General features: G+C 72.8%; 26 protein-coding genes, 1 tRNA gene and 1 other RNA gene. 14 read left to right on the top strand and 14 right to left on the bottom strand.

The genetic code is table 11. The annotated features are described in order from the left end of the window. Positions 1-203 precede the first annotated feature (203 nt). Positions 204-291, bottom strand: a tRNA-Ser gene (locus EBO15_RS00705). 10 nt (positions 292-301) lie between these two features. After that, the gene (locus EBO15_RS00700) at positions 302-652 is read right to left on the bottom strand and encodes a DUF952 domain-containing protein (RefSeq protein WP_122192288.1); all 351 of its coding nucleotides are present in this window, start codon (positions 650-652) and stop codon (positions 302-304) included. Between the two features lie 72 nt (positions 653-724). Here EBO15_RS00700 and ffs point away from each other — a divergent pair. The 5 genes from ffs (at position 725) to EBO15_RS00675 (ending at position 5,152) form a co-directional block, all read left to right on the top strand. Next, an RNA gene (gene ffs / locus EBO15_RS00695) (signal recognition particle sRNA small type) lies at positions 725-820 on the top strand. A gap of 39 nt (positions 821-859) precedes the next feature. Further along, on the top strand, positions 860-3,160 hold the full coding sequence (locus EBO15_RS00690; RefSeq protein WP_122192287.1) for a DNA polymerase III subunit gamma and tau: 2,301 nt from the start codon (positions 860-862) through the stop codon (positions 3,158-3,160). Between the two features lie 312 nt (positions 3,161-3,472). Beyond that, the gene (locus EBO15_RS00685) at positions 3,473-3,889 is read left to right on the top strand and encodes a YbaB/EbfC family nucleoid-associated protein (protein ID WP_122192286.1); all 417 of its coding nucleotides are present in this window, start codon (positions 3,473-3,475) and stop codon (positions 3,887-3,889) included. A 122-nt stretch (positions 3,890-4,011) separates the two neighbouring features. Continuing rightward, a complete protein-coding gene (gene recR, locus EBO15_RS00680; protein ID WP_122192285.1) occupies positions 4,012-4,611 on the top strand; it encodes a recombination mediator RecR in 600 nt (199 codons plus the stop codon). After that, positions 4,604-5,152 carry a DUF5063 domain-containing protein gene (locus tag EBO15_RS00675; protein WP_122192284.1) on the top strand — a complete coding sequence of 183 codons (549 nt, stop codon included), beginning with the start codon at positions 4,604-4,606 and terminating at the stop codon, positions 5,150-5,152. The genes recR and EBO15_RS00675 overlap by 8 nt, the downstream gene beginning before the upstream one ends. A 53-nt stretch (positions 5,153-5,205) precedes the next feature. Here EBO15_RS00675 and EBO15_RS00670 read toward each other — a convergent pair whose 3' ends face one another. From EBO15_RS00670 to EBO15_RS00660, 3 genes are all read right to left on the bottom strand, one after another. Next, positions 5,206-6,288 carry a hypothetical protein gene (locus EBO15_RS00670; protein WP_122192283.1) on the bottom strand — a complete coding sequence of 361 codons (1,083 nt, stop codon included), beginning with the start codon at positions 6,286-6,288 and terminating at the stop codon, positions 5,206-5,208. Next, the gene (locus EBO15_RS00665; RefSeq protein WP_122192372.1) at positions 6,275-6,838 is read right to left on the bottom strand and encodes an RNA polymerase sigma factor; all 564 of its coding nucleotides are present in this window, start codon (positions 6,836-6,838) and stop codon (positions 6,275-6,277) included. Before EBO15_RS00665 ends, EBO15_RS00670 begins: the two co-directional genes overlap by 14 nt. Before the next feature lie 99 nt (positions 6,839-6,937). Then, entirely contained in the window at positions 6,938-7,279 is a 342-nt protein-coding gene (locus tag EBO15_RS00660; protein WP_122192371.1) for a DUF5713 family protein, read from the bottom strand. A 162-nt stretch (positions 7,280-7,441) separates the two neighbouring features. Between EBO15_RS00660 and EBO15_RS00655 the strand changes: the two genes are divergently transcribed. The 5 genes from EBO15_RS00655 (at position 7,442) to EBO15_RS00635 (ending at position 12,121) form a co-directional block, all read left to right on the top strand. Next, complete coding sequence (locus tag EBO15_RS00655) at positions 7,442-7,885, top strand: hypothetical protein (protein ID WP_199744253.1); 444 nt, start codon at positions 7,442-7,444, stop codon at positions 7,883-7,885. 107 nt (positions 7,886-7,992) lie between these two features. After that, positions 7,993-8,589 carry a class I SAM-dependent methyltransferase gene (locus EBO15_RS00650; protein WP_122192282.1) on the top strand — a complete coding sequence of 199 codons (597 nt, stop codon included), beginning with the start codon at positions 7,993-7,995 and terminating at the stop codon, positions 8,587-8,589. Positions 8,590-8,712: 123 nt separating this feature from the next. Next, on the top strand, positions 8,713-9,987 hold the full coding sequence (locus EBO15_RS00645) for an aspartate kinase (RefSeq protein ID WP_122192281.1): 1,275 nt from the start codon (positions 8,713-8,715) through the stop codon (positions 9,985-9,987). Positions 9,988-10,119: 132 nt separating this feature from the next. Next, positions 10,120-11,319 carry an FAD-dependent monooxygenase gene (locus tag EBO15_RS00640; protein ID WP_122192280.1) on the top strand — a complete coding sequence of 400 codons (1,200 nt, stop codon included), beginning with the start codon at positions 10,120-10,122 and terminating at the stop codon, positions 11,317-11,319. Positions 11,320-11,455: 136 nt separating this feature from the next. After that, positions 11,456-12,121 carry a TetR/AcrR family transcriptional regulator gene (locus tag EBO15_RS00635; protein ID WP_122192279.1) on the top strand — a complete coding sequence of 222 codons (666 nt, stop codon included), beginning with the start codon at positions 11,456-11,458 and terminating at the stop codon, positions 12,119-12,121. 24 nt (positions 12,122-12,145) lie between these two features. On the opposite strand, the gene EBO15_RS00630 is transcribed toward EBO15_RS00635, so the two are convergent. The 5 genes from EBO15_RS00630 to EBO15_RS43970 all read right to left on the bottom strand — a co-directional run bounded on the left by EBO15_RS00630 (position 12,146) and on the right by EBO15_RS43970 (position 17,009). Further along, a complete protein-coding gene (locus EBO15_RS00630) occupies positions 12,146-12,937 on the bottom strand; it encodes a hypothetical protein (RefSeq protein WP_122192278.1) in 792 nt (263 codons plus the stop codon). Positions 12,938-13,150: 213 nt separating this feature from the next. Next, positions 13,151-14,911: a S9 family peptidase gene (locus EBO15_RS00625; protein ID WP_122192277.1), complete on the bottom strand. Its 1,761-nt coding sequence runs from the start codon at positions 14,909-14,911 to the stop codon at positions 13,151-13,153. A 17-nt stretch (positions 14,912-14,928) separates the two neighbouring features. Then, positions 14,929-15,885, bottom strand: a complete 957-nt coding sequence (locus tag EBO15_RS00620; RefSeq protein ID WP_233615840.1) for a serine hydrolase — start codon at positions 15,883-15,885, stop codon at positions 14,929-14,931. Between the two features lie 80 nt (positions 15,886-15,965). Next, entirely contained in the window at positions 15,966-16,799 is an 834-nt protein-coding gene (locus EBO15_RS00615) for a MerR family transcriptional regulator (RefSeq protein WP_233615839.1), read from the bottom strand. A 33-nt stretch (positions 16,800-16,832) separates the two neighbouring features. Next, a complete protein-coding gene (locus EBO15_RS43970) occupies positions 16,833-17,009 on the bottom strand; it encodes a hypothetical protein (protein ID WP_158628089.1) in 177 nt (58 codons plus the stop codon). A 216-nt stretch (positions 17,010-17,225) separates the two neighbouring features. Here EBO15_RS43970 and EBO15_RS00610 point away from each other — a divergent pair, with 216 nt between their 5' ends. Next, positions 17,226-18,359 (top strand): pyridoxal-phosphate dependent enzyme, encoded by a 1,134-nt coding sequence (locus EBO15_RS00610; RefSeq protein WP_233615838.1) that lies wholly within the window; start codon positions 17,226-17,228, stop codon positions 18,357-18,359. Between the two features lie 45 nt (positions 18,360-18,404). Here EBO15_RS00610 and EBO15_RS00605 read toward each other — a convergent pair whose 3' ends face one another. Next, entirely contained in the window at positions 18,405-18,845 is a 441-nt protein-coding gene (locus EBO15_RS00605) for a MarR family winged helix-turn-helix transcriptional regulator (protein WP_199744252.1), read from the bottom strand. 115 nt (positions 18,846-18,960) lie between these two features. Between EBO15_RS00605 and rnhA the strand changes: the two genes are divergently transcribed. Next, complete coding sequence (gene rnhA / locus EBO15_RS00600; RefSeq protein WP_233615837.1) at positions 18,961-19,401, top strand: ribonuclease HI; 441 nt, start codon at positions 18,961-18,963, stop codon at positions 19,399-19,401. A gap of 19 nt (positions 19,402-19,420) precedes the next feature. On the opposite strand, the gene EBO15_RS00595 is transcribed toward rnhA, so the two are convergent. Further along, positions 19,421-20,050, bottom strand: a complete 630-nt coding sequence (locus tag EBO15_RS00595) for a class I SAM-dependent methyltransferase (RefSeq protein WP_122192274.1) — start codon at positions 20,048-20,050, stop codon at positions 19,421-19,423. A 109-nt stretch (positions 20,051-20,159) separates the two neighbouring features. On the opposite strand from EBO15_RS00595, the gene EBO15_RS00590 reads away from it, so the two are divergent. Further along, the gene (locus EBO15_RS00590) at positions 20,160-21,560 is read left to right on the top strand and encodes an FAD-binding oxidoreductase (RefSeq protein WP_122192366.1); all 1,401 of its coding nucleotides are present in this window, start codon (positions 20,160-20,162) and stop codon (positions 21,558-21,560) included. Positions 21,561-21,748: 188 nt separating this feature from the next. On the opposite strand, the gene EBO15_RS00585 is transcribed toward EBO15_RS00590, so the two are convergent. Continuing rightward, entirely contained in the window at positions 21,749-23,155 is a 1,407-nt protein-coding gene (locus EBO15_RS00585; RefSeq protein WP_199744251.1) for an MFS transporter, read from the bottom strand. A gap of 200 nt (positions 23,156-23,355) precedes the next feature. On the opposite strand from EBO15_RS00585, the gene EBO15_RS00580 reads away from it, so the two are divergent. Continuing rightward, positions 23,356-24,486 (top strand): GDSL-type esterase/lipase family protein, encoded by a 1,131-nt coding sequence (locus EBO15_RS00580; RefSeq protein ID WP_122192273.1) that lies wholly within the window; start codon positions 23,356-23,358, stop codon positions 24,484-24,486. Positions 24,487-24,594: 108 nt separating this feature from the next. Here EBO15_RS00580 and EBO15_RS00575 read toward each other — a convergent pair whose 3' ends face one another. Beyond that, positions 24,595-25,596, bottom strand: coding sequence for a DUF5954 family protein (locus tag EBO15_RS00575; protein WP_122192272.1), 1,002 nt, complete (start codon positions 25,594-25,596; stop codon positions 24,595-24,597). Positions 25,597-25,602 lie beyond the last annotated feature (6 nt).

The raw sequence follows: 25,602 nt of genomic DNA, 5'->3' as shown, positions 1-25,602 counted from the left end.
GGCTGGCTGGGATTGCTCGTGGTCCTTGGGTGATCAAGCGACGCTCTGTGACGCCCGCCACACGGCCGTGACGGTCCTGCTGATCCTGGGGGCTCCGAGGGGGCGAGGTCACCTGACGGGCACCTGAGACCCGAATCGGGACCCAAAGCAGTGAGGGCGGCACCCGGTGGGTGCCGCCCTCGACGTGCTTAGCCTGTTCAGGCTGGCGGAGGATACGAGATTTGAACTCGTGAGGGGTTGCCCCCAACACGCTTTCCAAGCGTGCGCCCTAGGCCACTAGGCGAATCCTCCGCGAACGAGCTTACCGGGTTTCGGGGACTGGTTGGACCTTGATTACCGCCGAGGGCGGGATCGGGCCGTAGATGTGGGGGAAGAGAGTGCCGTCGGCGGGCTCCAGGCGGACGTCCAGGCCGGTCGTGTCGATCGTCAGGAGGGCGAGATCGGACGGGGGGACGTCGCCGTAGAAGGCCGTCAGGACGCCGCGGACCTGATCAAGGTCGGAGGAGCAGTGGATGAAGCCCTCGTCGTCCAGTGTCCGGCCGCGGGTGGACATCGCGTACGACGCGCCGGAGGAGCGGGCGGAATCCCAGTGGACGCGTTCCGCGATGTGCAGGACCGTTTCGGGCGGTGGGGAGGGGGTGTGATCCGTCATGGACGCGGAGCCTACGTCCGGGCGGTGTCCGGGAGGAGGCGCGAGCGGGACCGGGGATGCCATAGACTCTGGGCAGACCCCTCGCACGGCGTCACCCTGTGAACCTCCCCAGGGCCGGAAGGCAGCAAGGATAAGCAGGCTCTGGCGGGTGTGCGGGGGGTCCTTTTCGCTTCTGACGCTCTGCTGCTTAAGGGAGGGCGGCCCCCGATGAGCCTGGCTCTGTACCGCAAGTACCGTCCAGCGACGTTCGCCGAACTCAAGGGGCAGGAACACGTCGCCGAACCGTTGCAGCAGGCGTTGCGCAACGGGCGCATCAACCACGCGTACCTCTTCAGCGGGCCCCGCGGATGCGGCAAGACCTCGTCCGCGCGCATCCTGGCGCGATCCCTGAACTGTGAGCAGGGCCCCACGCCCGACCCCTGCGGGGTCTGCGACTCGTGTGTCGCGCTCGGGCCCACCGGGACGGGCCACATCGACGTCATCGAGATCGACGCCGCGTCCCACGGTGGTGTCGACGACGCCCGTGACCTGCGGGAACGTGCTTTCTTCGCGCCGGTGGCCGCGCGCTTCAAGGTGTACATCATCGACGAGGCGCACATGGTCACCCGGGAGGGCTTCAACGCGCTGCTGAAGCTCGTCGAGGAGCCCCCGCCGCACCTGAAGTTCGTCTTCGCGACGACCGAGCCCGAGAAGGTCATCGGGACGATCCGGTCGCGCACGCACCACTACCCGTTCCGGCTCATCCCGCCCGGGACGCTTCAGGAGCTCGTCGAGGAGATCCTGAAGAGCGAGGACGTCCCCTACGAGGCCGCCGCGCTGCCGCTCGCCGTGCGGGCCGGCGCCGGATCCGCCCGGGACACCCTGTCGATCCTGGACCAGCTGCTCGCCGGGTCGGACGAGCAGGGCATCACCTACACGCGCGCGGTGTCGCTCCTCGGATACACGGACTCGGCGCTGCTGGACGAGGTGATCGCGGCGTTCGCGACGCGGGACGGCGGGGCCGTCTTCGCGGCGATCGACCGGGTGGTCGAGAGCGGGCAGGACCCGCGGCGCTTCGCGGCCGACCTGCTGGAACGCGTCCGGGACCTGGTGATCCTGTCGAACGTTCCGGAGGCCGGGGGATCGGGGCTGCTGAACGTTCCGCCGGACGAGCTGGAGCAGATGCGGCGGCAGGCGTCGTCGATGGGACCGGCGGAGCTCACGCGGGCCGCCGACCTGCTGCACACCGGGCTGACGGAGATGCGGGGGGCGACCTCGCCCCGGCTGCTGCTCGAGCTGATGGCCGCGCGGATCCTGCTGCCGGCGGCGTACGGGGACGAGGCGTCCCTGCTGGCCCGGCTCGACCGGCTCGAGCGGACCGTGGCTTCCGGGGGCATGGCGCAGGGCGGCCCCACTTCCAGTGTTCAGCGCTCCGCGGGGTCGCTGGAGGGCGAACGCGGTTCTGTGGACAACCGGGGTTCCTCGGGTCCTCAGGCTTCGATGCCCCAGGCTTCGGCCGCTCCTCAGGTTTCGGCGCCCCAGGCAGCGGCGTCCCAGGTTTCGGCGCCTCAGGCCCCGGTGGCTCCGACTTCGGGGGCCCAGGGGGGCGCTCCGCAGAGTGCGGTTCCCCAGGCTGCGGCGCCCCAGGCCGCAGCGCCCCAGGCTGCGGCGCCTCAGGCCGCAGCGCCTCAGAGCTCGGCTTCTGGTTCCGCGTCCGGGTGGCCTGCTTCGGGTGGGGGCGCCGCCGCTCCCGCCACCGCGGTCGCCGCCGCTCCGGCGGGGCAGGGCGGCGGGGACGTGTCGACGGTGCAACAGCGCTGGCCGGAGATCGTCGAGGCGGTCAAGTTCAAGAGCCGCGTCGCGTGGGTCTCGATCACGAACGGGGTCCGGCCGGTCGGGCTGGTCGGGAACCAGCTCACCCTCGCCTTCGAGGCCGAGGGAGCGCTCAAGAACTTCACCGCGGGCAACCGTGACACCGTCCTGCGCGAGGTTCTGCGGGAGCGGCTGGGCGTCGACTGGCGCATCGAGGCCGTCCTCGGCGGCGCGGCTCCGGCCGGGCCCGGCGGCGGACGTCCCGGATCCGGGGGCGGTTACGGCGGAGGAAACGGCGGCGGTGGCGTTCCGGCGGCCGGATTCGCCGGAGCGTCCACCCCGGCGCCGCCGCCCGCTCAGGGGCCGCGGCCGTCCGGACCTCCGCAGAGCCCGTCCGTTCCGGCGCCCGCCCAGCCCTCTCCGCCCGCTCAGGCTGTGTCGGGCACCGGTCAGGCGCAGGCGGGGCAGAACGTTCCGGCCAGTAGGCCGGGCACCTCGAACGCCCCGGGCGGCGGCTCGTTCTCGGACCCCGGTCCGCTTCCGCCCCCGCCGGACGAGCCTCCGCCGCCGTCCGAGCCCGGCCCGCCGGACGACATCGACGTGGTCGACCCCGAAGGCGACGCCGACTACGACGGCACGGAGGCGGAGGCCGGCGGCATGGCGCTGATCCAGCGCGAGCTCGGCGGCACGGTCATCCGCGAGATCGACAACACCTGATCGGCGGGGACGGCCTCGTCCCGAGGTCGCCGGCCAAGGGCGGGTTCGGCTCGGTACGTGCGCGGATTCGTCCATCTTCGGCCCAGGCCCGGGAGCTCTCGGGACGCGGGGAGAAGGGCGTCCTAACGGGCGATCGGTACGGTGCGTCGTGGGGAACGAGCGGACGCGTCGTCCGATCCGAGGCGCCGGGGCGGTGAATACCGCATCCGGTTCCAAACCCGTAGTCTCAGGTAGACAAACGTCCGGTGCCGGGCGGACGGGCCGTTCCGCGGTCCGCGCCCGGTTGAGGGATGCGACGGAACGGAGCTCACCGTGGAACCCGGTGGATTCAACATCCAGGATCTGCTGCAGCAGGCGCAGCGCATGCAGCAGCAGCTCCTGGACGCCCAGCAGGAACTCGCCGACGCCGAGGTCACCGGCACGGCGGGCGGCGGGCTGGTCACGGCCACGGTGAACGGCCAGGGCGAGGTCACCGGCCTCACCATCGACCCGAAGGCGATCGACGTCGACGACCCGGCGGACACCGCCGAGACCGTCGCCGACCTGGTCCTCGCCGCGATCCGGGACGCCGGGCGCGCCGCCCAGGAACTCCAGCAGGAGACGATGAGCCCCCTCACCGAGGGCCTGCCCGGCGGCATCCCGGGACTGGGCGGCGAAGGCGGCGTCCCCGGCATCCCCGGCCTTCCGGGCTTCCCCGGCGGCCCCCCGGCCCACGGATCCCCCGAGTAGGACCCGAAGCCTCCGAGGTGACCGCGCGCCGCCGTGCGCGGCGCGCGGGCCCGGCGGCACGGCATCGACTTCGAGCGGGCGGGCACCCGGCCCACCACCTCTGACCAGGAAGGACGCGACCGTTGTACGAAGGGGTCGTTCAGAATCTCATCGACGAGCTGGGCCGCCTGCCCGGCGTCGGCCCCAAGAGCGCGCAGCGGATCGCCTTCCACCTCCTCGCCGCGGACCCGGCCGACGTCGAGCGCCTCGGACGGGCGCTCAAGGAGGTCAAGGACAAGGTCCGCTTCTGCAAGACGTGCGGCAACGTCGCGGAGGAGGAGGAGTGCCGCATCTGCCGTGACCCGCGTCGCGACCCGCAGGTGATCTGCGTGGTCGAGGAGTCCAAGGACGTGGTCGCGATCGAGAAGACCCGCGAGTTCCGCGGCCGGTACCACGTGCTCGGCGGGGCGATCAGCCCGATCGAGGGCGTCGGCCCCGAGGACCTGCGGATCCGCGAACTGATGCAGCGGCTCGCGGACGGGACGGTGCAGGAGCTGATCCTGGCGACCGACCCCAACCTGGAAGGGGAGGCCACCGCCACCTACCTCGCGCGGCTCGTGAAGCCCATGGGCCTCACCGTCACCCGTCTGGCCAGCGGCCTTCCGGTGGGCGGCGACCTGGAGTACGCGGACGAGGTCACGCTGGGCCGCGCTTTCGAAGGACGGAGGCTGCTCGATGTCTGATCCCAACAGCCCGCAGGACTGGAACACCCTGGCCGAGCGCGTGGCCTGTCACGTGGAGAACTACCTGAGCGGGCTGGAGGCCGTGGCGCGCGGCGAGGCCGGGTCGCACACGGTGCCGATGCTGCTGCTGGAGGTGTCCCAGGTCATCCTGGCGGGCGCCCAGCTCGGCGCGAGCGCGGACGTGATCCTGCCGGACAACTGGGAGCCCGAGGTCGGCGACGACCCGGACCTCGACCAGGTCCGCCAGGGCCTCGCCGAACGGCTCCACGACCTCGACGAGTACGTCGAGGTCTTCGACCCCTACAAGGACACCGAGCCCACCGCCTACCGGCTGTCGGACGACCTGGTGGACGTCGCCAGCGATCTCGTCCACGGGCTGCGCCACTACCAGCAGGGACGTCCGCTCGAGGCGCTCTGGTGGTGGCAGTACTCCTACTTCAACCACTGGGGCAACCACGCCGGGGCCGCGCTCCGCGCCCTGCACGCGGTCGTCGCCAACGCCCGTCTCGACGTCTCCGAAGAGGCCGCGGTAGCGGGCTGAACGGCGGCGTCGGCCCAGCGGGCCGGGCGGACGCCGCCGAACCGGCGTGGTCGCTACCAGGCGGCGTCGGTGTAGTCGGTCGCCCGCGACACCCAGGAGAAGCGGCCGTCGTCGACGCGTCCGAGGCGTCCGTCGATGATCTGCAGGAAGTGCCGTCCGGTCGTGTCCGGCTTGACGAAGAACGAGTCGCTGGGCAGCCGGGCCGTCCAGCCGGTCGGCCGCCCGGTCGTCGCGGAGAGCCGGACGAGCCGGTAGTCGGCGTCGTCCCGGGGGCCGTGCTTGGCGCCCTGCACCTGGGCGGTCAGCGTGGTGCCGTCCGGGTCGACGACGAAGACGTTGATCAGCGCGTCGTCCGGCATCGTGGCGCTCCGCAGGAGGCGCGGGGTGAGCCGGTCCGTGTTCGTGTCGAGCAGGTACAGGGCGGGCGGCCGGCCGTCCTTTCCTTCGGCGATGTAGCCGAGGGTCCGGTTGTCGGGCGCCCAGGTGGCGCTGGTGGCCGGAAGGGCGCGGCCGACCTCTTCCATGCTGTGCTGACCACCGGTGCGAACGTCGATGAGCGTGATCTCGGACCGTCCGCCGTTCGCGCCGACGAGGGCGAGCTTGGAGCCGTCCCGGTTGGCCGCGAACCGCTCCGGTTTCCCGAGCCCGGAGTCCATCTGGACGGGGTCGTCCGTCCGGACCATCTCGGGACTCGACGGGGTGCCGTTCGCCGCGAGGGTGACGCGGTAGAAGGTGTGGGTGTTCTTCCCTGACGCCGTCGCGAGGAAGAACACGCGTCCGTCGCCCGTCCCCGCGACGGCCTCGTAGTGCTCGCCGCTGATCCGCGCGATCGCGTGTCCGGCGCCGTCCTCGACGAGGGCGCGGCCGTCGCGGATCGCGAGCACGTGGTCGGGCGCGCCCGCGAGGATCCGCGGACCGGCGGCCGGACGGGGCGACATCCTCCCGCCCAGCAGCGACGTGCCGACCAGGATGAGCCCGAGCGCCCCGGCCACGACGACCGGCACGCCCCAGCTCCGGCGCGCCCGCGCCCGTGCCCGCCCCCGTGACGGGACGGTGAGCGGCGTGAGGGATCCGGGCCGGATGGTCTCGGCGGCGCCCTGGAAGGCGTCGCGGAGGCGTTCTTCAGTCCTGGTCATGGCTCTCCCCGAGGCGCGTGGCGAGCGCGGCGAGCGCCCGCGCGGTGGTGGACCTGACGGTGCTGCCGCGAATCCCCATGACCTCGGCGATCTCGGACTCGCCCAGGTCCAGGTAGTAGCGCAGCACCAGGGCTTCGCGCTGGCGGCGCGGGAGGCCCTGTAAGGCGAGGAACACCTCCCGGCGCTCCTCGCCGAGGATCGCGGCCGACTCGGCCGACCACACGGGAGGCTCGTGCACGCGCGCGATGGAGAACGCGAGTTTTCGTCTCCGCAGGACACTCCGGCACCGGTTCACCACAGAGGCCCGGATGTAGGGCAGCATCCGGTCCGGGTCACGGAGCCGGTCGATCCGGCGGTGCGCCTCGACGAAGGCGTCCTGCACCACGTCCTCGGCCGTCGCCCGGTCGCCGACGATCATCAGGGCCGTCCGCGCCAGCCCGAGCTGATGCTCGCGGAACAGTCTCACCAGCTCGGCCGCCGGCGCGTCGTTCGCGCGTTCACGCTCGTCTGCGCGTTCACGCTCGTGCGTGCTTGATCGGGGAGGGCGCATCGCTCCCACCATGTCGCTTTCCACGCCACTTACACGCCCGGCACCCCCGATCCGCTGCTTCCCCGGCCAAGGAGATTCATCGTGTCGCGCGGACGCCGGTCACCAGTCGCGTGTGGCGACGAGTTCCTCGATGTCGGCGTCCTTGAAGCCGTAGGACTCGGCGACGAAGTAGAAGTCGGACGCGATGTGATCCCGGGCGACCGTCTCGATCTCGCTGTCGGCGTCGAAGAACTCGTCCTGGAGGTCGTTGAAGCTCTCGGTCGCGGCGTGCGTGAGGGCGTACAGCGCGGGAAGGTCGGCGGGAGGATCGGCCTCGATCCGGCCGCACAGCCTCCGCAGGATCCCCTGGCCCTTCGCGACCAGGTGATCGGGGTAGTAGCCGTCGCCGAGCATGCCGTCCAGGAAGGTGTGGCCGACCACCTGAGGGTTGGTGATTCTCACGGGCGCGATCCTGCCGCACGCCACCGACAAATCCGCCTCGCCTTACGGCGACCGTGACATTTGTACCGTCGAGGAGCGGAGGGATGTTCCTGCCGCCGGACGGGGCCCGCGCGACAGGATTCAGGGGTCGGCAGGACGCGGACACGGACCCTGGAGCAGGACATGAGCGAGACCCTCGGGCAGAACGACATCAAGCCCCTTCCGATCTGGTTCTTCGCCTTCGAGGGGACGATGGGGGCGGCGTACGACCTGCTCAAGGCGTGGGACGGCGCCTGGATGGTGCTCGCGGCCCTCGGCGCGGTCAACATGGCCGTCGGGCTGACCGTCCTGCGGCGGCGCAGGCGGCTCGTCAAGGCGATGCTGAAGAACAGCCGGACGCGGAAGATCTTCTTCGCGCTGATCGGCCTGCGGTTCGGGGTGCACCTCGTGCTCGGCGCGGTCGGGGCCCAGGTCACGAGCCCGGCGCTGCACCTGGCGCTCGGCCTGACGATGGCGGCGGTCACCGTGGGCCTGCTCTGGTTCGACCAGCGTGTCACCTTCCGCGTCCTCGGCCTCACGGGCGCCGCGGTGCCCTCCAAGATCGCGACCGTCCAGGCCGCCGCCTGACGTCCCGGGACGGCGGGTTCCGTGGCGACGCCGAGATCGCCTTCGTCCGCGCTGTGTTTCTGGCAGCCTCGTCGGGGAGACATCGCAGCGGCGGGGAGGCGGTCGGGATGGGACGCGACGAACGGTGGAACCACAACATCCACTACCACCCGCGCATCCTCGGGGCCGTTCCCGAGGGCGCGCGGACCGCGCTCGACGTGGGCTGCGGTGAGGGGATGCTGGCCCGCGCGCTCCGCCGGACGGTCCCGGAGGTCATGGGCGTCGACCTCGACGGGCCCAGCATCGAGCAGGCCCGCGCCCACCCGGACGAGATCGACTACGTCCTCGGCGACTTCCTCGATCATCCCTTCGAGCCCGCGTCGTTCGACGTCGTCGCGTCCGTGGCGACCCTGCACCACATGGACGCCGCCACCGGCCTGTCCCGGATGCGGGATCTGGTCCGTCCCGGCGGGGTGGTGGCCGTGGTCGGCCTCGCCCGGAACGAGCTGCCCAGGGACCTGCCGCTCGTCCTGGCCGCGCTGGGCGCCGGGTACGCGTACCGGGCGCGGAAGGGGCACTGGGAGCACCCGTCCCCGACCGTGTGGCCGCCGCCGGTCACCTACCGGGAGATGCGGGCGCTGACCGCCGGGATCCTGCCCGGGGCCGAGTACCGAAGGCACCTCTTGTGGCGGTACAGCATCATCTGGCGGAAGCCGTCCGAATGATGCGCATCTCAACATGTGGACGATTCATCTCAGGCTGACAGTTACCTGGTCGTAATGACACCGTCCAACCTCGGTAGACTCTCGACGGCAAGCCCTGATCCCCGAACCCGAGGAGCGCTGCCCGTGGCCCTTGTCGTGCAGAAGTACGGTGGCTCCTCCGTCGCCGATGCCGAGCGCATCAAGGCGGTGGCCCAGCGGATCGTGGCGACCCGGAAGGCGGGCAACGACGTCGTCGTCGTGGTGTCCGCGATGGGCGACACGACCGACGACCTGATCGACAAGGCGAAGCAGGTGTCTCCGCTGCCCCCCGGGCGCGAGCTGGACATGCTGCTCACCGCCGGCGAGCGCATCTCGATGGCGCTGCTCGCCATGGCGATCTCCAACCTGGGCCACGAGGCCCGTTCGTTCACCGGCTCGCAGGCCGGCGTGATCACCGACGGCGCGCACGGCCGGGCGAAGATCATCGACGTCACGCCGGGCCGGATCCAGACCGCCCTGGCCGAGGGCTCGATCTGCATCGTCGCCGGGTTCCAGGGCGTGTCCCAGGGCACCAAGGACATCACCACGCTCGGCCGCGGCGGCTCGGACACCACGGCCGTCGCGCTCGCCGCGGCGCTCGACGCCGACGTCTGCGAGATCTACACCGACGTGGACGGCGTGTTCACCGCCGACCCGCGGATCGTCCCGGCCGCGCAGCGCATCCCGCGCATCTCCTACGAGGAGATGCTGGAGATGGCCGCGTCCGGGGCCAAGATCCTGCACCTGCGCTGCGTCGAGTACGCGCGCCGTTACAACATGCCGATCCACGTGCGGTCCTCCTTCTCCACGAAGGAGGGGACCTGGGTCGTCGACAGCAGCGAGATCGAAGGGCACGAGATGGAGCAGGCGATCATCTCCGGCGTCGCGCACGACCGGAGCGAGGCCAAGATCACCGTGGTGGGGGTGCCGGACAAGGTCGGCGAGGCCGCCTCGATCTTCTCGGCGCTGTCCGAGGCCGAGATCAACATCGACATGATCGTGCAGAACGTGTCCGCGGCGTCCACCGGGCGCACCGACATCTCCTTCACGCTGCCGGTGACCGACGGGCAGGCCGCGCTGACCTCGCTGAACAAGCTGAAGGACCGGATCGGCTTCGAGTCGCTGCGGTTCGACGACCGGATCGGCAAGGTGTCGCTGATCGGCGCGGGCATGCGCTCGCACCCCGGCGTCACCGCGAAGTTCTTCGGCGCGATCGCCGACGCGGGCGTCAACATCGAGATGATCTCCACCTCGGAGATCCGGATCTCGGTCGTGGTCGCGCAGGACGACGTGGACACCGCCGTCGCCTCCGCGCACCGCGCGTTCGACCTCGACGCCGAGCAGATCGAGGCCGTCGTCTACGGAGGCACCGGCCGCTGACCTGCGGTTTCGTGAAGGGCCGTCCGGCTGACCGGGCGGCCCTTCGCCTTGTCAGCGGGTGGTGCGCGGACGGTCAGCGGGCCCGGCGAGCCTCTGTGTCATCGCAAGGAACGACGACACAGGGAGCACGTCATGAAGGTTCTGATCTCGGGCGCGAGCATCGCCGGTCCGTCCCTCGCCTTCTGGCTGACCCGGTACGGGCACGAGGTGACCGTGGTCGAGCGGGCGTCCGGCATCCGGCCCGGCGGGCAGGCGGTCGACTTCCGCGGGCACGTCCACATGGACGTCCTGACGAAGATGGGCGTCCTGGACGAGATCCGCGCGCACCAGACCCAGAACGGGCCGCTGCACCTGATCGACGGGGACGGCGGCGACCTGGTGGTGCTGCCCGACTCGTTCACCGGCGGGCAGGTCGAGATCCAGCGCGGCGACCTCGCGCGGATCCTGTACGAGCGGACGAAGGACGCCGCCCGCTACGTCTTCGACGACTCGATCACCTCGCTCCGGGAGACCGGGGACGGTGTGCACGCGTCCTTCGAGCGGAGCGCCCCCGAGTGGTTCGACCTGGTCATCGGCGCGGACGGGCTGCACTCCAACGTCCGGCGGCTGACCTTCGGGGACGAGGCGCGGTTCGTGCGGGACTCGGGGTACAACGTGGCGATCTTCAACGCGCCGAACCGGCTCCGGCTGGAGCGCGACGCCCTCCTCTACAGCGAGCCCGGACGCGGCCTGTCGGTCTACCCGCTGGACGGCGGGACGTCCGCGAACGTGATGTGCGTGTACGCCGCCGGAGAGGGCCCGGGCGTCGACCGGCGCGACCTGGAGGGGCAGAAGCGCCTGGTCGCGGAGCGGTTCGCCGGAATGGGCTGGCATGCGGCGGACGTCCTCGGCGACCTGGCGAACGCGCCGTACTTCTACCACGACTCGGTCAGCGTCGTCCGGATGAAGACCTGGACGAAGGGCCGGATCGCGCTGCTCGGCGACGCCGGATACGGCGCGACCTGCGGCGGCATGGGCACCGGGCTCGCGGTCGTCTGCGCCTACGTCCTCGCCGGGGAGCTGGCGGCCGCGGGCGGCGACCACCGGGTCGCGTTCCCCGCCTACGAGGACGCGATCCGCAAGCTCACCAAGGCGTGCCAGCAGGTCGCCGGGGGCGTCGGGCCGTTCTTCGCGCCGAGGACCGCGCGCAGCCTGCGCCGCCGCACCCGGATCTACAAGGTGCTGACCGCCGGTCCGCTGCTGCGGATCCTGGACAAGTTGACCACGAAGGCCGCGACGTCCATCGACCTCAAGGAGTACCCGGCCCCGGCCGGTGTCCCCGCGCACGCGTGAGCCGCGACGATCGCGGGCGGGACCCGCTGCCGGGCCGGGCCGGGCCGGGCCGGGACGTGAACCCCCACGTCCCGGCCCGGCAAATTCGCGTCGAGGGCGACGGCGAAGTGCGTTCATCGGCCTTTAGGGTGAGGACGTGACCGAGACCAGAGCCGTCAGGTCCGAGACCCGGACACAGATCGTCCAGACCGCGCTCCGCCTCTTCCGGGAGCGCGGATACGAGGCGACGACGATGCGGGCCATCGCCAAGGAGGCGGGGGTCGCGGTCGGGAACGCCTACTACTACTTCGGCTCCAAGGAGGAGCTGCTCCAGGCGTACTACGACCAGCTGCAGGAGGAGCACGAGGAGGCCTGCCGGGCCGTCCTCGCGCGCGAGCGCGACTTCGCCGCCCGGCTGCGCGGCGTGCTGCGCGCCCGCGTGGAGACGATGATCCCGTACCACGAGTTCGCCGGGAAGTTCTTCAAGTTCGCCGCCGAGCCCGACAGCCCGCTCAACCCGTTCAGCTCCGAGTCCGGGTCCGCCCGCTCCGCCGCCGTCGCGCTGTACCGCGAGGTCGTGGACGGCTCCAGCCTGAAGATCGACGACGACTTCCGCGCCGAGCTCCCCGAGCTGCTCTGGCTGTACTCGATGGGCATCGTCCTGTACTGGGTGCACGACTCGTCCGACGGCTGCCGCAAGACCTTCCTGCTCGTGGACCGGACGGTCCCGCTGGTGAACAAGATGGTCTCGATGTCCCGGCTGCCGGGGTTCAAGTCCGTGACCCGCGACCTGGTGGGGATCATCCGCGACGTCCGCGCCTGACCCCGGAGCCGTTATCGGGAAGAGTCACGGCATGAGGATGTCCCAATGGCTCGGCTCGCGGGCGAAGACGTCGCCCGTGTGGGAGCGGTAGAGCTCCGCGCCGTCCCCGCGCAGTCCGATGTAGCGGAAGCGGCGGGGGATGAAGCGGTCCAGGCACCTGGTCGGCATCACGTCGAGCTTGTGGCCGGTGCCGTGGCTGAGCCGGCCCCGCGCGTGCCCGCGCTCGGTTCCCCCGGAGACGGTGAGCGGGCAGCGGCTGAGCCGGGCGAAGGCGAACAGGTCGTCCAGCGAGCCGTGCAGCAGCCCCTGGAAGGACGTGCAGGACGGGTTCGCGCGGTTCTCGCAGTGCCCGTTGGAGCGCCAGCGGATGTGGTGCGCGAACAGCATCCGTTCGGCCGTCCCCTGCGAGAGCCGGATCCCGCGGGCGGCGTGGGCCATGCGCGCGGTCAGGTCCGACAGGCGTCTGGGCAGGTCGCCCAGGGCGAACGCGGACGCGGTATGCCGTCCGTCCGGTTCGCGATCCGACGAGCGGTCCAGGTGCGCTCGCGGTCTCCAGGCGGCGATCAGGGCCAGGCGGGCCTGGGACCTGCGGGCCGCCGGGAGCATCCGCTGGGACCTCCGGGCGTCGGAGTGCGACTTCCGGGTTTCCGGGCGCGGTGTCCGGCCTTCCGGGTGCCTGTGCGGGTGTGTCCGGCCGTCCGACGCCATGGCGCGGGGCGTCAACGGCGGGAGATGCGGCCAGGACGGCACGGACGCGGTCACGGCCGCGACCGGCAGGACGGCCATGGCCAGCCCGCAGATGATCCGCTTTCTCACCAGGTCCTCCCGGCTTGGCGGTCACCGCCGGGGGGGACGGCGCTTCGGGCGCCGTGCGGCATTCGGGCGGAACGATTCCCGTGCCGCCCGGCCGCCAAACAAGATCGCCGTCCGGGGCCGTCCCGGCGAGACGCCGGGACGGGTGTCCGGAATGTCGAGAAAGCCGGTCCCTGAGGGGTTCTGGAAGGGGGCCGGCCTTCCGGAGGTGATCTGTTAGAGATTCTTCAAGGCGAAGCCGATCTCCGCTTCCATCTGCTTGATCCGCTCCTCGACGACCAGCGATCCGTGCCCGGCGTCGTAGCGGTAGACCTCGTGCGGACGGCCCAGTTCGGCGAGCCTTCCGAGGTAGTTGTCGATCTGCCGGATCGGGCAGCGCGGGTCGTTCTCCCCGGCCAGGACCAGCACCGGCGCCCGCACCTGCTCGACGTAGGTGATCGGGGATGATTCGCGGTATTTGTCCGGAACCTCCTCGGGCGACCCGCCGAACAGGGACCGGTCGAACGCCTGGAGCGCCTCCATCTCGTCCTCGAACGCGGCGACGTAGTCGGCGACCGGGACGGCCGCGACCGCCACCGTCCAGTCGTCCGGCCGCGTGCCGACGCCGAGCAGGGTGAGGAACCCGCCCCACGAACCGCCGGTCAGGACCAGCCGGTCCGGGTCCGCGAGCCCGGACGCGACCGCCCAGTCGCGGACCGCCCGGACGTCCTCCAGCTCGGTGAGCCCGACGCGTCCCTCGATCGCGTCCCGCCAGGCCGAGCCGTACCCGGTCGAGCCCCGGTAGTTGACCCGGACGACCGCGAACCCGTGGTCCACCCACGCGGCGACGGCCGGAACGAACGAGTCGTCGTCCTGCGCGGTCGGCCCGCCGTGGACGTCGAACACCGTCGGGAACGGCCCCTCGCCCTCGGCCGGACGGCACACCAGCGCGTGGATCCGGCCGCCGGGACCGTCCACCCACGCGTCCTCGACCGGCACCGACGACGGCGCGGCCGGGCCCTCCGGCGCCAGCACGACCCCGCCCGACGACGACCGGATCACCGGCGGCTCGGCCGCCGACGACCAGGAGAACTCGACCGTGCCGTCCGGGCGGGCCGCGGCCCCGCCGATCGACCCGCGCGGCGTCTCGATCCGGGTCAGCTCCCGGGACGACAGGTCGTACCGGTACAGCTCGTCGCGGGCCTCGTGCGAGTGCGTGACCAGCAGCGCCGTCCCGTCCGGGAACCAGGTCGCGTCGATCTCGCCGGGCAGGTCGAAGGTGATCTCGCGCTGCTCGCCGGCGACCGGGTCCCACAGGAGGATCTCGTCGCGGCCGCGCCGCTCGTGGCTGACCAGCAGCCGCGTGTCGCCCGCGACCGGCGCGAACCCGCCCGCGTACACGCCCTTGCCCGGGCCGTCCCACAGCTCGCCGACCGTGGAGCCGTCGTCGGTCCGGACGACGCGGATCGCCATGTGGCGGCTGTCGCCGTGCTCGCTGTGCCCGATCGCGGTGAGCGACTCGTCCCGCGAGAGGGCGCCGACGTGCGCGTCCTCGGTGTGCTCGTACAGCGCGGCGAGCTCGCCGTCGCGGTAGCGGTGGACCGTGCTGCCGTGCTCTCCGGACCGTCCGACCAGCACCGTTCCGCGGCTGCCGAGCGCCAGCCCGGACGGGTACGACGCGTCCAGCCCGGGGACGGCGATCTCGGCGTCCCCCTCACCGGTGAACGGGATGCGCTTCCAGACGCCGAACTCGTCGCCGTCGGTGTCGTCGAACCACCACACCCACCGGCCGGACGGGTCGACGTCGCCCATCCACGTGCCGTTCGCCCGGTCGGTGACCTGACGCCGCTCGCCGGTCTCCCGGTCCCAGACGTAGATCTCCCATGTACCGGTCGCGTTCGACCGGTACGTGCTCCGATGCGGCGCGTCCCGCGCCCATCTGGGAAGACTCACCCGCGCGGCACGGAACCGCGCCTTCCAGCGCTCCTCGTCGACCATTCCCTCAGTATCGGGGATCAGACGTTCGCCGGAACCGATCCGTCCGACCGCTCCCACGGGATGACCGGCACCGAGTCGGTCGTCATGCTCTTCAGACCCGGATTGAGCCCGTGGTGGACGGCCCGCGCGACGCGTTCGATCGTCGTGACGCCGTACCCCATCGTCGGGGTGTCGCGGGTCAGCACGACGATCGTGTACGACTGGCCGCTCCCGGTGAACGCGCCGATGCTGTGCACGCGCCAGTACTTGTTGTGGCGCGGCAGCCAGCCGTTCTTGACGTGCCAGGTGATCCCGGACGGCGTGCCCGCGGGCGTGCCCCAGCGCTGCGACGGGATGACCTGGTGCATCAGCCCGAGCGCGTATTTGCGGGCGTGGTCGGTGAGCAGCTTGTTCGGCTCGGTGAACTTGCGCAGCAGGACGATCTCGTCCCGCGCGGTGATCTGGGTGAGCCCCCAGTAGCCGCCGGATCCGAGCTTCGTGTGGGTCATGCCCACCTGGCCCAGGAAGCGCTGCATGCGGGTGCGGCCGACGTGGTTCCAGAGCTTGGTCGTGGCCGCGTTGTCCGACTTGGTGATCATGCTCTTGGCGAGGGACAGCTCGGACGACGTCATGGAACGCCGCTCGTCGAGCACCTTGCGCAGGAGCGCGCCGAGGATGGTCGCCTTGACCGTGCTCGCGGAGTCGTAGTGGGTGCCGGACGCGACACCGCACCAGAGCTTCCGCTTCAGGTCGTAGACGGCGACGGACTCGGTTCCGGACCGTCCGCGCAGGGCGGCGGCGATCGCGGCGCCGACCCGCTTGGCGGTCGTCGGCGAGGTGGAAGAGGAGCAGATCGCGCCGGACGCCGAGACGCCGGCGGCGGAAGAGGTAGAAGGGACGCCCTTCGCCGGAGCGGCCGTGGCGGCTCCTGCGGTGGACGTGAGCGCGGCGGTGAGGAGTGCGGCGGTGAGCGCACGCGGGACGCGTCGAGTCACCCCTGCCACGCTAGAGATGGTTTGTCACCACATGTGTCAGGCGCGCGGTAACGCTTTGGTATCGGTGGAGACCGATGAACTCAGTCCGAGTGGGCGGCGAGGCCGCCGAGGACGCGGTCGATCTCCGCGCGGACCTGCCGGTCCATCGCGGCGGCGAACCCGGCCTCGACGGTGACCTGCGCGCCCGGACGCAGCCGGGCGAGGGTCTCGGCGAGCCCGTCCGGGTCCTGCCCGGCCGCGCCCCCGACGACGTACTGCGAGGTCAGCCGGACGAACAGCGCGGCCAGCTCGTCCAGCCTGCGGCGCAGCTCGACCCCGGCGGCGAGGACCTCCTCGATCGGCACGCCCGCCTGGACGAAGGCGACCGACGCCTCGAAGTGGCGGCGGCTCCAGTGCGTGACGCGGTCGCCGTCCACCTCGAGCAGTCCGGCGTCGGCGACCGCGCGCAGCCGCTCGCGGGTGATCTGCCCGGGGAACATCGCGTCGAGCTCGTCGTAGGTCAGGGTCAGCGGCTCCTCGCGCGACCACGGGTCGGTGACGGCCCGCTCGACGCCGAGGACGCTGTGGATGTCGCGGCCCTGCTCCCACGCCGACAGCAGTTCCCGGATGCCCTCCAGGGTGTGGCCGCGGTCGAGCAGGCCGCCGATCATCCGGAGCCGCGCGAGGTGCTCCTCGGAGTACAGGCCGATCCGTCCGGTGCGGCGCGGCGGCGGCAGGAGCTTGCGCTCCTGGTAGTAGCGGAGCGTCCGGACCGGCAGTCCCGCGGCCTCGGCGAGCTCGCCGAGCCGGTACTCCCGGCCACCGGACTCCGGGCCTCCGGACTCCTGGTCACCGGGCTCCCGGTCGCCGGGTTCGCGGTCGCCGGCGCCTCCGCCACTCAGATCCCGTTCGGCCAGATCCCGTTCAGCGCGCACCGGTTCAGCATAGTTCGCCCGGCCGGTCTGTGATCACGTGGTGTTGCGAAGAGTGCGCGGTGCGCGTGCCCGGCGGCGCGTCCGCCGGTGTGCGGCGGGCCTCCGCTCGTCGGCGAGCGCGTCGGCGGGCGCGTCGGTCGCCAGGAGTTCGGAGAGGGTGCGGGGCGCGACCCTGGGCTCCGGACGGTCGGCGAAACGGGAGCGGCGCATGTGGTGACTCCTCTCGGTCGAGACCTTGATATCGGCTTTCCTGATATCGACTGTGCAGGCCGCGCGGGTTTGCCGCATCGGTGGAAACCCGCATCCGACATGGGAGCCGACCCTCATGTCCGCAGGGTGAGACGGCCGTGTCCGGTGGCGGTCGGGTGCGCGAGCGGTAGGCGGCGCGCTGTGCCGGACGTGTCGAGGGCGGGAAAGCGGGCGCGTATGCGCTGGACCGGGGAAACGCGCTGCGGGATCGTCGTGCTCATGCAGCCGTCCGCGCCTCACGCCACGACCTCCTCCGACTGGTTCACCGATCCGGCGGCACGTTCCTGGACCTGCCCGCCGCCCGCCCGCGAGGTCGGCGCCTTCCACGCCGCGCTCCCCGGATACGCGCCGACGCCCCTGGTCGAGCTGCCCGCCCTGGCCGCCGAACTCGGCGTCGGCCGGCTCCTGGTGAAGGACGAGTCGTCCCGGATGGGGCTGCCCGCGTTCAAGATCCTCGGCGCGTCGTGGGGCGTGCACCGCGCGCTGGCCGGGCACTACGGGCTGCCCGCCGACGCGACGCGGGACGACGTGCGGGCGGCGATCGTCGCGCGCGGTCCCGTCCGGCTCGTCACCGCGACGGACGGCAACCACGGGCGCGCCGTCGCGCACATGGCGCGGGTGTACGGGGTGTCCGCGCACGTCCTGGTCGCGAGCGGGGTGCACCCGTCCGCGGTCGCGGCGATCGCGGGCGAGGGCGCGAAGGTGACGGCGCTGGACGTCCCGTACGACGAGGCCGTGCGGCTCGCCGCGGCGTCGGGCGGGCTGCTCGTCCAGGACATGGGCCTGCCCGGCTACACCGACGTCCCGCACTGGATCTGCGAGGGGTACACGACGCTGTTCACCGAGATCGACGAGCGGCTCGGCGGGGCGCCGGACCTCGTCGCGGTCCCGGTCGGCGTCGGGTCGCTCGCGCAGGCGGCCGTGACGCACTACCGGAGCGGTCCGGGGCCGCGTCCGGTGCTGCTGTCGGTCGAGCCGGACGCGGCGGCGAGCCTGCTCGCCTCGCTCCGCGCGGGCCGCCGCGCCGAGACGCCGCCCGGACGGACGATCATGGCGGGCCTCAACTGCACCACGCCGTCCGAGAGCGCCTGGCCGTTCCTGCGCGGCGGGGTGGACGCGGCCGTCGCGGTCTCCGACGCCGAGGCCGCGCGCGCGGTCGGCGACCTGGCGGACCTCGGCGTCGACGCGGGCCCGTGCGGCGCGGCGTCCCTCGCCGGGGTGCGCGCCGCGCTCCCGCGCCTGCCCCGGCAGGGGACGGTCGTCCTGCTCAGCACCGAGGGACGCGCGGCCAACCCGGCCTCCCTGAACTGAGCGGGACGGGAACGGGCAGGGAGCAGGCCAGGGGCGGGGGCGGGGTCAGTCGCGGCGGCCCGCGAGCGGGCGCAGGGTGGTGAGCAGGGCGTCCCGGTCGGGCACGGCGGAGAAGAACGCCGTGTCGGCCGCCTCGACGGCGGCGATCGCCTCCTGTGCGAGGACCCGGCCCGTGTCGGTGATGCGCAGCCGCTTGGCGCGCGTGTCGGCGGCGTCGGTCTCGCGGACGAGCAGGCCCTTGTCCTCCAGCCGCCGGACGACCTGGGACGTCATCTTCACGTCGGTGTCGGCGTGCTGGGCGAGGGTCAGCTGGTTCGGCCGGACGCCCTCACGGTCGAGCCACCACAGGCTCGCGAGCAGCACGAACTGGACGTGGGTGAGCGAGAACGGGGCCAGCGTGGCCGTGATCCGGCGCTGCCAGCTCAGCGTCGCGCGCCACAGCAGGTAGCCGGGGCTGTCGTCGGGTTCCATATCGTCGCCTTCCATATCGACTCCGCGCAGATGGTCTCCGCATACCCTAATGCGTGGTGGCAGTGCGGCGGGCCCGGCCGGGCGGGAGGGTAATCTGGCCCGCGTCGATCGCCCGTCCGCTGGAGCCGTGTTGTCCGAACCCGTGATCATCCACACCGACGGCGGATGCAGCCCGAACCCGGGCGCGGGCGGCTGGGGCGTGGTGCTCCGGTACGGGCCGCACGTGAAGGAACTGCACGGCGGCGAGCCCGACACCACCAACAACCGGATGGAACTGACGGCCGCGATCGAGGCCCTCGAACACCTCCGGCGTCCGTCCCTGGTGCACCTGCACACCGACAGCCAGTACGTCCGGCAGGGCATCACGCAGTGGATGCACTCCTGGAAGCGGAACGGCTGGCAGACGTCCGGGCGCAAGCCCGTCAAGAACGCCGACCTGTGGCGGCGGCTCGACGAGGCCGTGAAGCGGCACGAGGTCGAGTGGTTCTGGGTGAAGGGCCACGCGGGCGACCCCGGCAACGAGCGCGCCGACGAGCTGGCGACCCTCGGGCGCGGCGAGTTCGGCGGCTGACGCCGGGCCGCCGCGCTGGTCAGGCGGTCGCGTGGAGGCGGAAGACGGCCGCCCTGGTCGTGTCGCGTTCCTCGAGGTTGCCGGTGTCCGGGACGTCGTACTCGGCCTCGGCCTCCAGGCCGCGCGGCAGGTAGGCGCGGCGCGGGTCGCCGACCAGGACGTGCGCGCCGCGTGCCGCGCAGGCCCGGAGGACGGCGAGCATGGGCGGCGCCATGTCGGGGTCGTAGCAGACGTCCCCGGCGAGGACGACGTCCGCGTCGTCCGGCGGATCCTTCGTGACGTCGCACTGGACGGCGTCGAGCGCGACGCCGTTCAGCGCGGCGTTCTCGCCGATCGCGGACAGGGACAGCGGGTCCACGTCGCAGGCGGTGACGCGGCTCGCACCCGCGAGGCACGCCGCGATCGCGACCAGGCCGGACCCGCTGGCGATGTCGGCGACGCGGCGTCCGGCGACGAGGTGGGGACGGTCGAGGACGAACCGGGCGAGCGCCTGCCCGCCCGCCCAGGCGAAGGCCCAGAACGGCGGGTCCTCGGCGCGGGTGGCGGCCCAGGCCGCGAACGGCTCCTCGGCGAGCCGCAGCCGCACCTCCGGCACCAGCGGCGGCGATGTCGTCCGGGTGAGTTCTCGTACCACCGTCAGCTGGTCCACCCGGTCACCGTAGCCATGCGGGGGACGCGGCGCGCGCCGTCCGGTAAGCGGACGCCGGACGTCGCGGCCGGTAGCGTGGACGAGCCCCTGAGTGAGAGTGAGGGACGCCGTGTCCGCTGAGCGGCTGGCCCGGGCCCTGCCCGGCAGCACCCTGGTCACCGACGCCGACGTGCTGGCGGGCCTCGGGCACGACGAGGCGGAGTGGGCGCCGGCGGGCGTTCCGGCCGCCGCGCTGCGCGCCGCGTCGGCGGGCGAGGTGTCGCGGGCCGTCGCCGCGTGCGCGGAGCTCGGGATCCCGGTGGTGCCGCGCGGCGCGGGCACCGGCCTGTCGGGCGGCGCGAACGCCGTGGACGGCTGCCTGGTGCTCGACCTGTCGCGCATGAACGCGATCGTGGACGTCGACGGGGAGAACATGGTCGCGGTCGTCCAGCCGGGCGTGGTGAACGACGAGCTCAAGGCGGCCGTCGCCGCGGAGGGGCTCTGGTACCCGCCGGACCCCGCGAGCTCGCCGTGGTCCACGATCGGCGGGAACGTGGCGACGAACGCGGGCGGCCTGTGCTGCCTGAAGTACGGCGTGACCCGCGACTACGTGCTCGGCATGGAGGCCGTCGTCGGCGGGCCGGGCGGCGCGTACGGCACGCGGCTCCGGTTCGGCCGCCGGACGACCAAGGGCGTCGCCGGATACGACCTGACCGGCCTGTTCGTCGGGTCGGAGGGCACGCTCGGCGTCGTCACGGAGGTGACGCTGCGGCTGCGTCCGGCCCGCCGGGACGCGCCGCGCACGGTCGTCGGCGCGTTCGGCGACCTGGTCTCCGCCGGACGCGCCGTCGCCGAGGTCACGGCGCGCGGGCTCGTCCCGGCCGCGCTGGAGCTGCTCGACCGGTTCTGCCTGGAGGCGGTCGAGAAGTGGAAGCACCTGGGGATCGAGCCGTCCGCCGAGGCGATGCTGCTCGCGAGCGTCGACGCGCCGGGCGCGTCCGGGGACGAGGAGGCCGCGGCGGTCGCGGCGGCGTTCCGGGACGGCGGCGCGGTGTGGGCGGAGCAGTCCACCGACCCGGTCGAGGCGGAGGCGCTGTTCCAGGCGCGGAAGCTGGCCTATCCGGCGCTGGAGCGGCTCGGCCCGCTGCTGACCGAGGACGTCTGCGTGCCGCGGTCGCGCGTCCCGGAGATGCTCGAGCGCACCGAGGAGATCGGGCGGCGGCACGGCGTCCGGATCGCGACGATCGCGCACGCGGGCGACGGCAACCTGCACCCGCTCCTCATCACCCCGCCCGGCGACGACGCCGCCCGCGAGGCCGCGCAGGACGCGTTCGAGGAGCTGCTCACCGCCGCCCTCGACCTCGGCGGGACGGTCACCGGCGAGCACGGCGTCGGCCTGCTGAAACGGCGCGGCATGCAGCGTGAGCTGCCGGTCGGCGTCCGGGCCATGCAGAAGGCCGTGAAGGACGCGCTCGACCCGCTCGGCCTGTTCAACCCGGGCAAGGTCATCGGCGACGACCCCGACCTCTGACCCCTGATCGCGCCGGTCAGTGTGCACGTGCTGGCCGGGCACATGCTCGGCGCGCCCCGGGTCCGGCCGGGCGGCCGCCTCGGTTGACGCGGCGGCCGCGACGCCGTCCGCCGGATCCGACCGGTACAGGAGAAGGCCCCGCCGAACGGCGGGGCCTTTCATGGGCGGTGCTGTGGTCCGTGGGGGGCTCACCGGGCCTTGGGAAGGGCCTGCACCAGGGCCGCGACCAGGACGTCCAGGATGAGGAGGAAGACCAGCCCGGCCGTGAAGGCGTGCGGGACGCCGCCGTGCGCGCCGTAGAAGACGACCCCGACGAGCGCGACCCCGATCGCGCCGCCCGCCTGCTGCGCGGTGCTCAGCACACCGGACGCGGCGCCGGCGTGCTCGGCGTCCACCCGGCTCAGGACCAGCGCCGGGAGCGGCGCCATGACCAGGCCCATCCCGGCGCCCGCGACGACCAGCCCGGGGATGACCCAGGCGACCGCGCCGTGCTGTCCGAGGTCCGCCGAGGTGACCGCGAGGACCCCGAGGCCGAGCGCCATGGCCAGGCCGCCGACCGCGACGGTCTGCCGTCCGAGCCGCTCCGCGATGGCCGCGGCCCGCGCCGAGGAGACGAAGTACCCGAGGCCCAGCGGGAGGAAGACCAGACCGGACGCCAGCGGCGACAGCCCGCGACCCACCTGGAGGTAGAGGGCGAGGATCAGGAAGAACGAGCCCATGGTCATGGCGTGGACCAGCGAGACGACCGCGCCGACCGGGAACGACCGGTGGCGGAACAGGGCCGGGGAGACGAGCGGGTGGCCCACGCGGCGCTGGTGGACGGCGAACGCGGCGAGCAGGACGGCGGCGGCGCCGAGGCACTCCCAGGTCCACATCGGCCAGCCCTGCTCACGGCCCTGGACGAGCGGGATCACGATGGCGACGAGGCCGAGCGAGACCAGGACGGTGCCGACCGGGTCGAGCCGGGACGCGCCGTTCGCGCGGGACTCCGGGACGATCCGGCGGACCACCGCGAGTGCCGCCGCGCCGATCGGCACGTTGATCCAGAAGATCGCGCGCCAGCCCATCCCGAACAGGTCGGCCTTGATGAGAACCCCGCCGATGAGCTGCCCGAACACCCCGCCGAAGCCCATCGCGATCCCGTAGGCGTCGAACGCCTTCGCCCGCTCCGGGCCGGTGTAGACGGTGGTGATGATGCCGAGGACCTGCGGCATGAGGAGCGCCGCGCCGACGCCCTGCGCGACCCGCGCGCCGATCAGGATCCCGGCGGACGGCGCCTCCGCGCAGGCCGCCGAGGCGAGGGTGAAGAGCGCGAGGCCGAGGGAGAACATCCGGCGCCGTCCGTAGAGGTCGCCGAGGCGGCCCGCGGTGATGAGCCCGGCGGCGACCGCGACGCCGAACCCGGCGACGACGAACTGGATCTGCGACGGGGTCGCGTGCAGGTCCCGCTGGGTGGCGGGGATGGCCACGTTGACGATGAAGAAGTCGAGGGTGGTGATGAAGACCCCGGTGAGCAGGACCAGCAGGGTCCCCCAGCCGGGAACGGCGGCGGCCACCCGTGCGGGTGACGATTCCGGTGCCGAGACGGCGGTCATGTCGCGCTCCTGCGTGTTCGCGGTTTCGCTGATGACCGTGAGCCTGCCGTGGGGCGGTGCGGCGCGGCGATTACGCGGGACGTCATGGAACGTCCTCACTTTCGGGGGGAATTCGGAATCGGCCCCGGCCGACCGGGAATCATCGCCGGTCGTTCCGGGTTCCCAAGATCGAATTGCGGGACGAAGGAGACGAGGCGCAGATGTCGCAGCAGTGGGTGGCGGGCTTCCGCTCTGGCGTGATCAGTCCGTACGAGACGCACAGGCTCTTCGAGTCGCGGGGGTTCGCGGACCAGACCGTCCGGCAGCCGCTGCCGCTGGCCGGGGGCGGCGAGCGGATCCGGGTCCGGCTCACCAACCGGTTCGGGCGGAACCCGCTGCGGATCGGCGCGGCACGGGTCGCGCTCCAGGCGAAGACCGACGCGATCGTCCCGGAGACCGACCGTGAGCTGCGGTTCGACGGCGCGGCGGAGATCACGGTCCCGCCCGGCGGCGAGGTCGTCAGCGACGAGGTCCCGCTGGCCGTCGCGGCCGGGAACCTGCTGTCGCTGAGCCTCTACCTCCCGGACGAGACCGAGCGCGCGACCTACTCGCACATGCCGATGGAGCGCTCGTACGCGGCGCCGGGGAACCAGACCGCCGCCGTCGAGCTGGACGCCCCGGAGACGTTCGAGATCCGCGCCTACGTGTCCGGCGTGGACGTCCTCGCCCCGGAGGGGACGCCCGTCGCGGTCGCGCTCGGCGACTCCTGGTTCGAGGGGACGGGCACGACGGTCAGCGCGAACCACCGCTCGGTGGACGCCCTGAACGACCGGCTCGACCGCGGCTGGGTCGTCAACCTCGGCATCGCGGGCAACCGCCTGCTCACCGACGAGCACGGCGAGCACGCGCTGTCCCGGCTGGAGCGCGACGTCCTGACCGTTCCCGGCGCGACGCACGTCCTGGTCCACCTCGGCATCAACGACCTCGGCCTGCCCGGCATGTACGGCCAGCCGATGCCCACGGCCGAGGAGCTGATCGCCGGATACACCGAGCTCGCCGTCCGCATCCACGCCGCCGGGCTGCGCGCCCTCCTCGCGACGATCGGCCCGTTCGCCGGGGCGATCTACGAGGGCGGCACCTCACCCGAGGCGCAGGAGGTCCGCGCCGCGGTCAACGAGTGGATCCGCACGTCGGACGTGTTCGACGCCGTCTTCGACTCGGCCCGCGCGGTCGAGGACCCGGACGCCCCCGGCTACATCCGCCCCGACCTGGACTCGGGCGACGGCATCCACCTCAACGACGAGGGCGCCCGGCTGCTCGCCGGGACCGTGGACCTCGCCGACCTCTGGTGATCCCGTCCGGCCGCCGGGCCCGAACCCGGCGGCCGGACCCGCGGTGAGCCGGACCCGCGGTGAGCCGGACCCGCGGTGCTTCGGACTCGCGGTCGGTCGGACCCGCGGTCAGCCGTAACGCTCCTGGTCGGACGGGCGGGGCGGCTCGGGGCCGTCCCGCCCGACGCGGATCATCCGCCCGATCCGGACGATCCGGAACCGGCGCGGCGCGCCGGAGATCGTGACGTTCCACTCCGGGCCGGGCTCCGCGTCGATCCGCGCGGCGGCCGACGCCCAGTCCGCGAGCTCCTCCGGCGACGCCGGGTCGCCCTGGAACTCGCGGAGCATCGGCAGCAGCTGCGTGAAGTGCCCGCTCAGCCGCTCCTTCGCCTCGGCCGGGCCGTGCCCGCCGGTCAGCGGCTCCCAGCCGCCCTCGGGGGTGACCTCCACGATCGAGAACGTCGGCGGCAGCATCACGATCCCCGGATGCGTCCGGCACGCGTGCCGCGCCTCGGCCTCCACCTGCTCCGGCATCGTCCCGGGGATCGGCCCGAACCCGGTCAGGTTCAACCGCAGCTGCGCCTCCCAGAACCCGGCCGGCGCGCACGGGTCGATCGGGTGCCCGCGCAGCAGCGACGGCTCGTCCGGCGGCTCGGCGTCGCTGGACCGCGGCGGCTCCATCCCGTCCGAGTTGATCAGGACGAACTTCTCGATCCGGATCACCCGGTAGCGGCGCTCGCCGATCTCCCACTCGTCCTTGGCCAGCGGCTCGCCCTCCTCCGGGTCGAGCCGCCCGGCGGCCGCGAGCATCGCCCGGACGGTCGACACGTCCCGCTCGCGCCGCACCCCGGGCGTGGGCGGGCCCTCCACGGCCCCCGCGGACTTCCGCAGCGTCGCCGCCAGGTCGATCCGCGCCGAGCAGGGATCGCTCGCGCCGCTGCACAGCACCCGCCAGCCCTCGCCGTGCTGCTCGGCGCTGCCGAAGTCCGGCGACCCGCCGGGCAGCATCTTGGGGAAGGCCCCGATCCGCTCCCCGAGGTCCGCGTCCCGCATCGCCGCCATCGGTTCCAGCTCCGTGCTGACGTTGATGGTGTCGAAGCCGCGCATCAGCGGGAACGCCCCGACGTCCATCACCGG

It is taken from the genome of Actinomadura harenae (genome assembly GCF_003696215.1).
Taxonomy (GTDB): domain Bacteria; phylum Actinomycetota; class Actinomycetes; order Streptosporangiales; family Streptosporangiaceae; genus Spirillospora; species Spirillospora harenae.
The sequence above is the reverse complement of the archived record's forward strand: the minus strand, read 5'-3'. Positions and strand labels throughout refer to the sequence as shown.

Coding starts and splice junctions, on each gene's coding strand:
- EBO15_RS00700 (WP_122192288.1), bottom strand. CDS start 652: ATGACGGATCACACCCCCTCCCCACCGCCCGAAACGGTCCTGCACATC.
- EBO15_RS00690 (WP_122192287.1), top strand. CDS start 860: ATGAGCCTGGCTCTGTACCGCAAGTACCGTCCAGCGACGTTCGCCGAA.
- EBO15_RS00675 (WP_122192284.1), top strand. CDS start 4,604: ATGTCTGATCCCAACAGCCCGCAGGACTGGAACACCCTGGCCGAGCGC.
- EBO15_RS00670 (WP_122192283.1), bottom strand. CDS start 6,288: ATGACCAGGACTGAAGAACGCCTCCGCGACGCCTTCCAGGGCGCCGCC.
- EBO15_RS00665 (WP_122192372.1), bottom strand. CDS start 6,838: ATGCGCCCTCCCCGATCAAGCACGCACGAGCGTGAACGCGCAGACGAG.
- EBO15_RS00655 (WP_199744253.1), top strand. CDS start 7,442: ATGAGCGAGACCCTCGGGCAGAACGACATCAAGCCCCTTCCGATCTGG.
- EBO15_RS00650 (WP_122192282.1), top strand. CDS start 7,993: ATGGGACGCGACGAACGGTGGAACCACAACATCCACTACCACCCGCGC.
- EBO15_RS00640 (WP_122192280.1), top strand. CDS start 10,120: ATGAAGGTTCTGATCTCGGGCGCGAGCATCGCCGGTCCGTCCCTCGCC.
- EBO15_RS00625 (WP_122192277.1), bottom strand. CDS start 14,911: ATGGTCGACGAGGAGCGCTGGAAGGCGCGGTTCCGTGCCGCGCGGGTG.
- EBO15_RS43970 (WP_158628089.1), bottom strand. CDS start 17,009: ATGCGCCGCTCCCGTTTCGCCGACCGTCCGGAGCCCAGGGTCGCGCCC.
- EBO15_RS00610 (WP_233615838.1), top strand. CDS start 17,226: ATGCGCTGGACCGGGGAAACGCGCTGCGGGATCGTCGTGCTCATGCAG.
- EBO15_RS00605 (WP_199744252.1), bottom strand. CDS start 18,845: ATGGAAGGCGACGATATGGAACCCGACGACAGCCCCGGCTACCTGCTG.
- EBO15_RS00585 (WP_199744251.1), bottom strand. CDS start 23,155: ATGACCGCCGTCTCGGCACCGGAATCGTCACCCGCACGGGTGGCCGCC.
- EBO15_RS00580 (WP_122192273.1), top strand. CDS start 23,356: ATGTCGCAGCAGTGGGTGGCGGGCTTCCGCTCTGGCGTGATCAGTCCG.
- EBO15_RS00575 (WP_122192272.1), bottom strand. CDS start 25,596: ATGGACGTCGGGGCGTTCCCGCTGATGCGCGGCTTCGACACCATCAAC.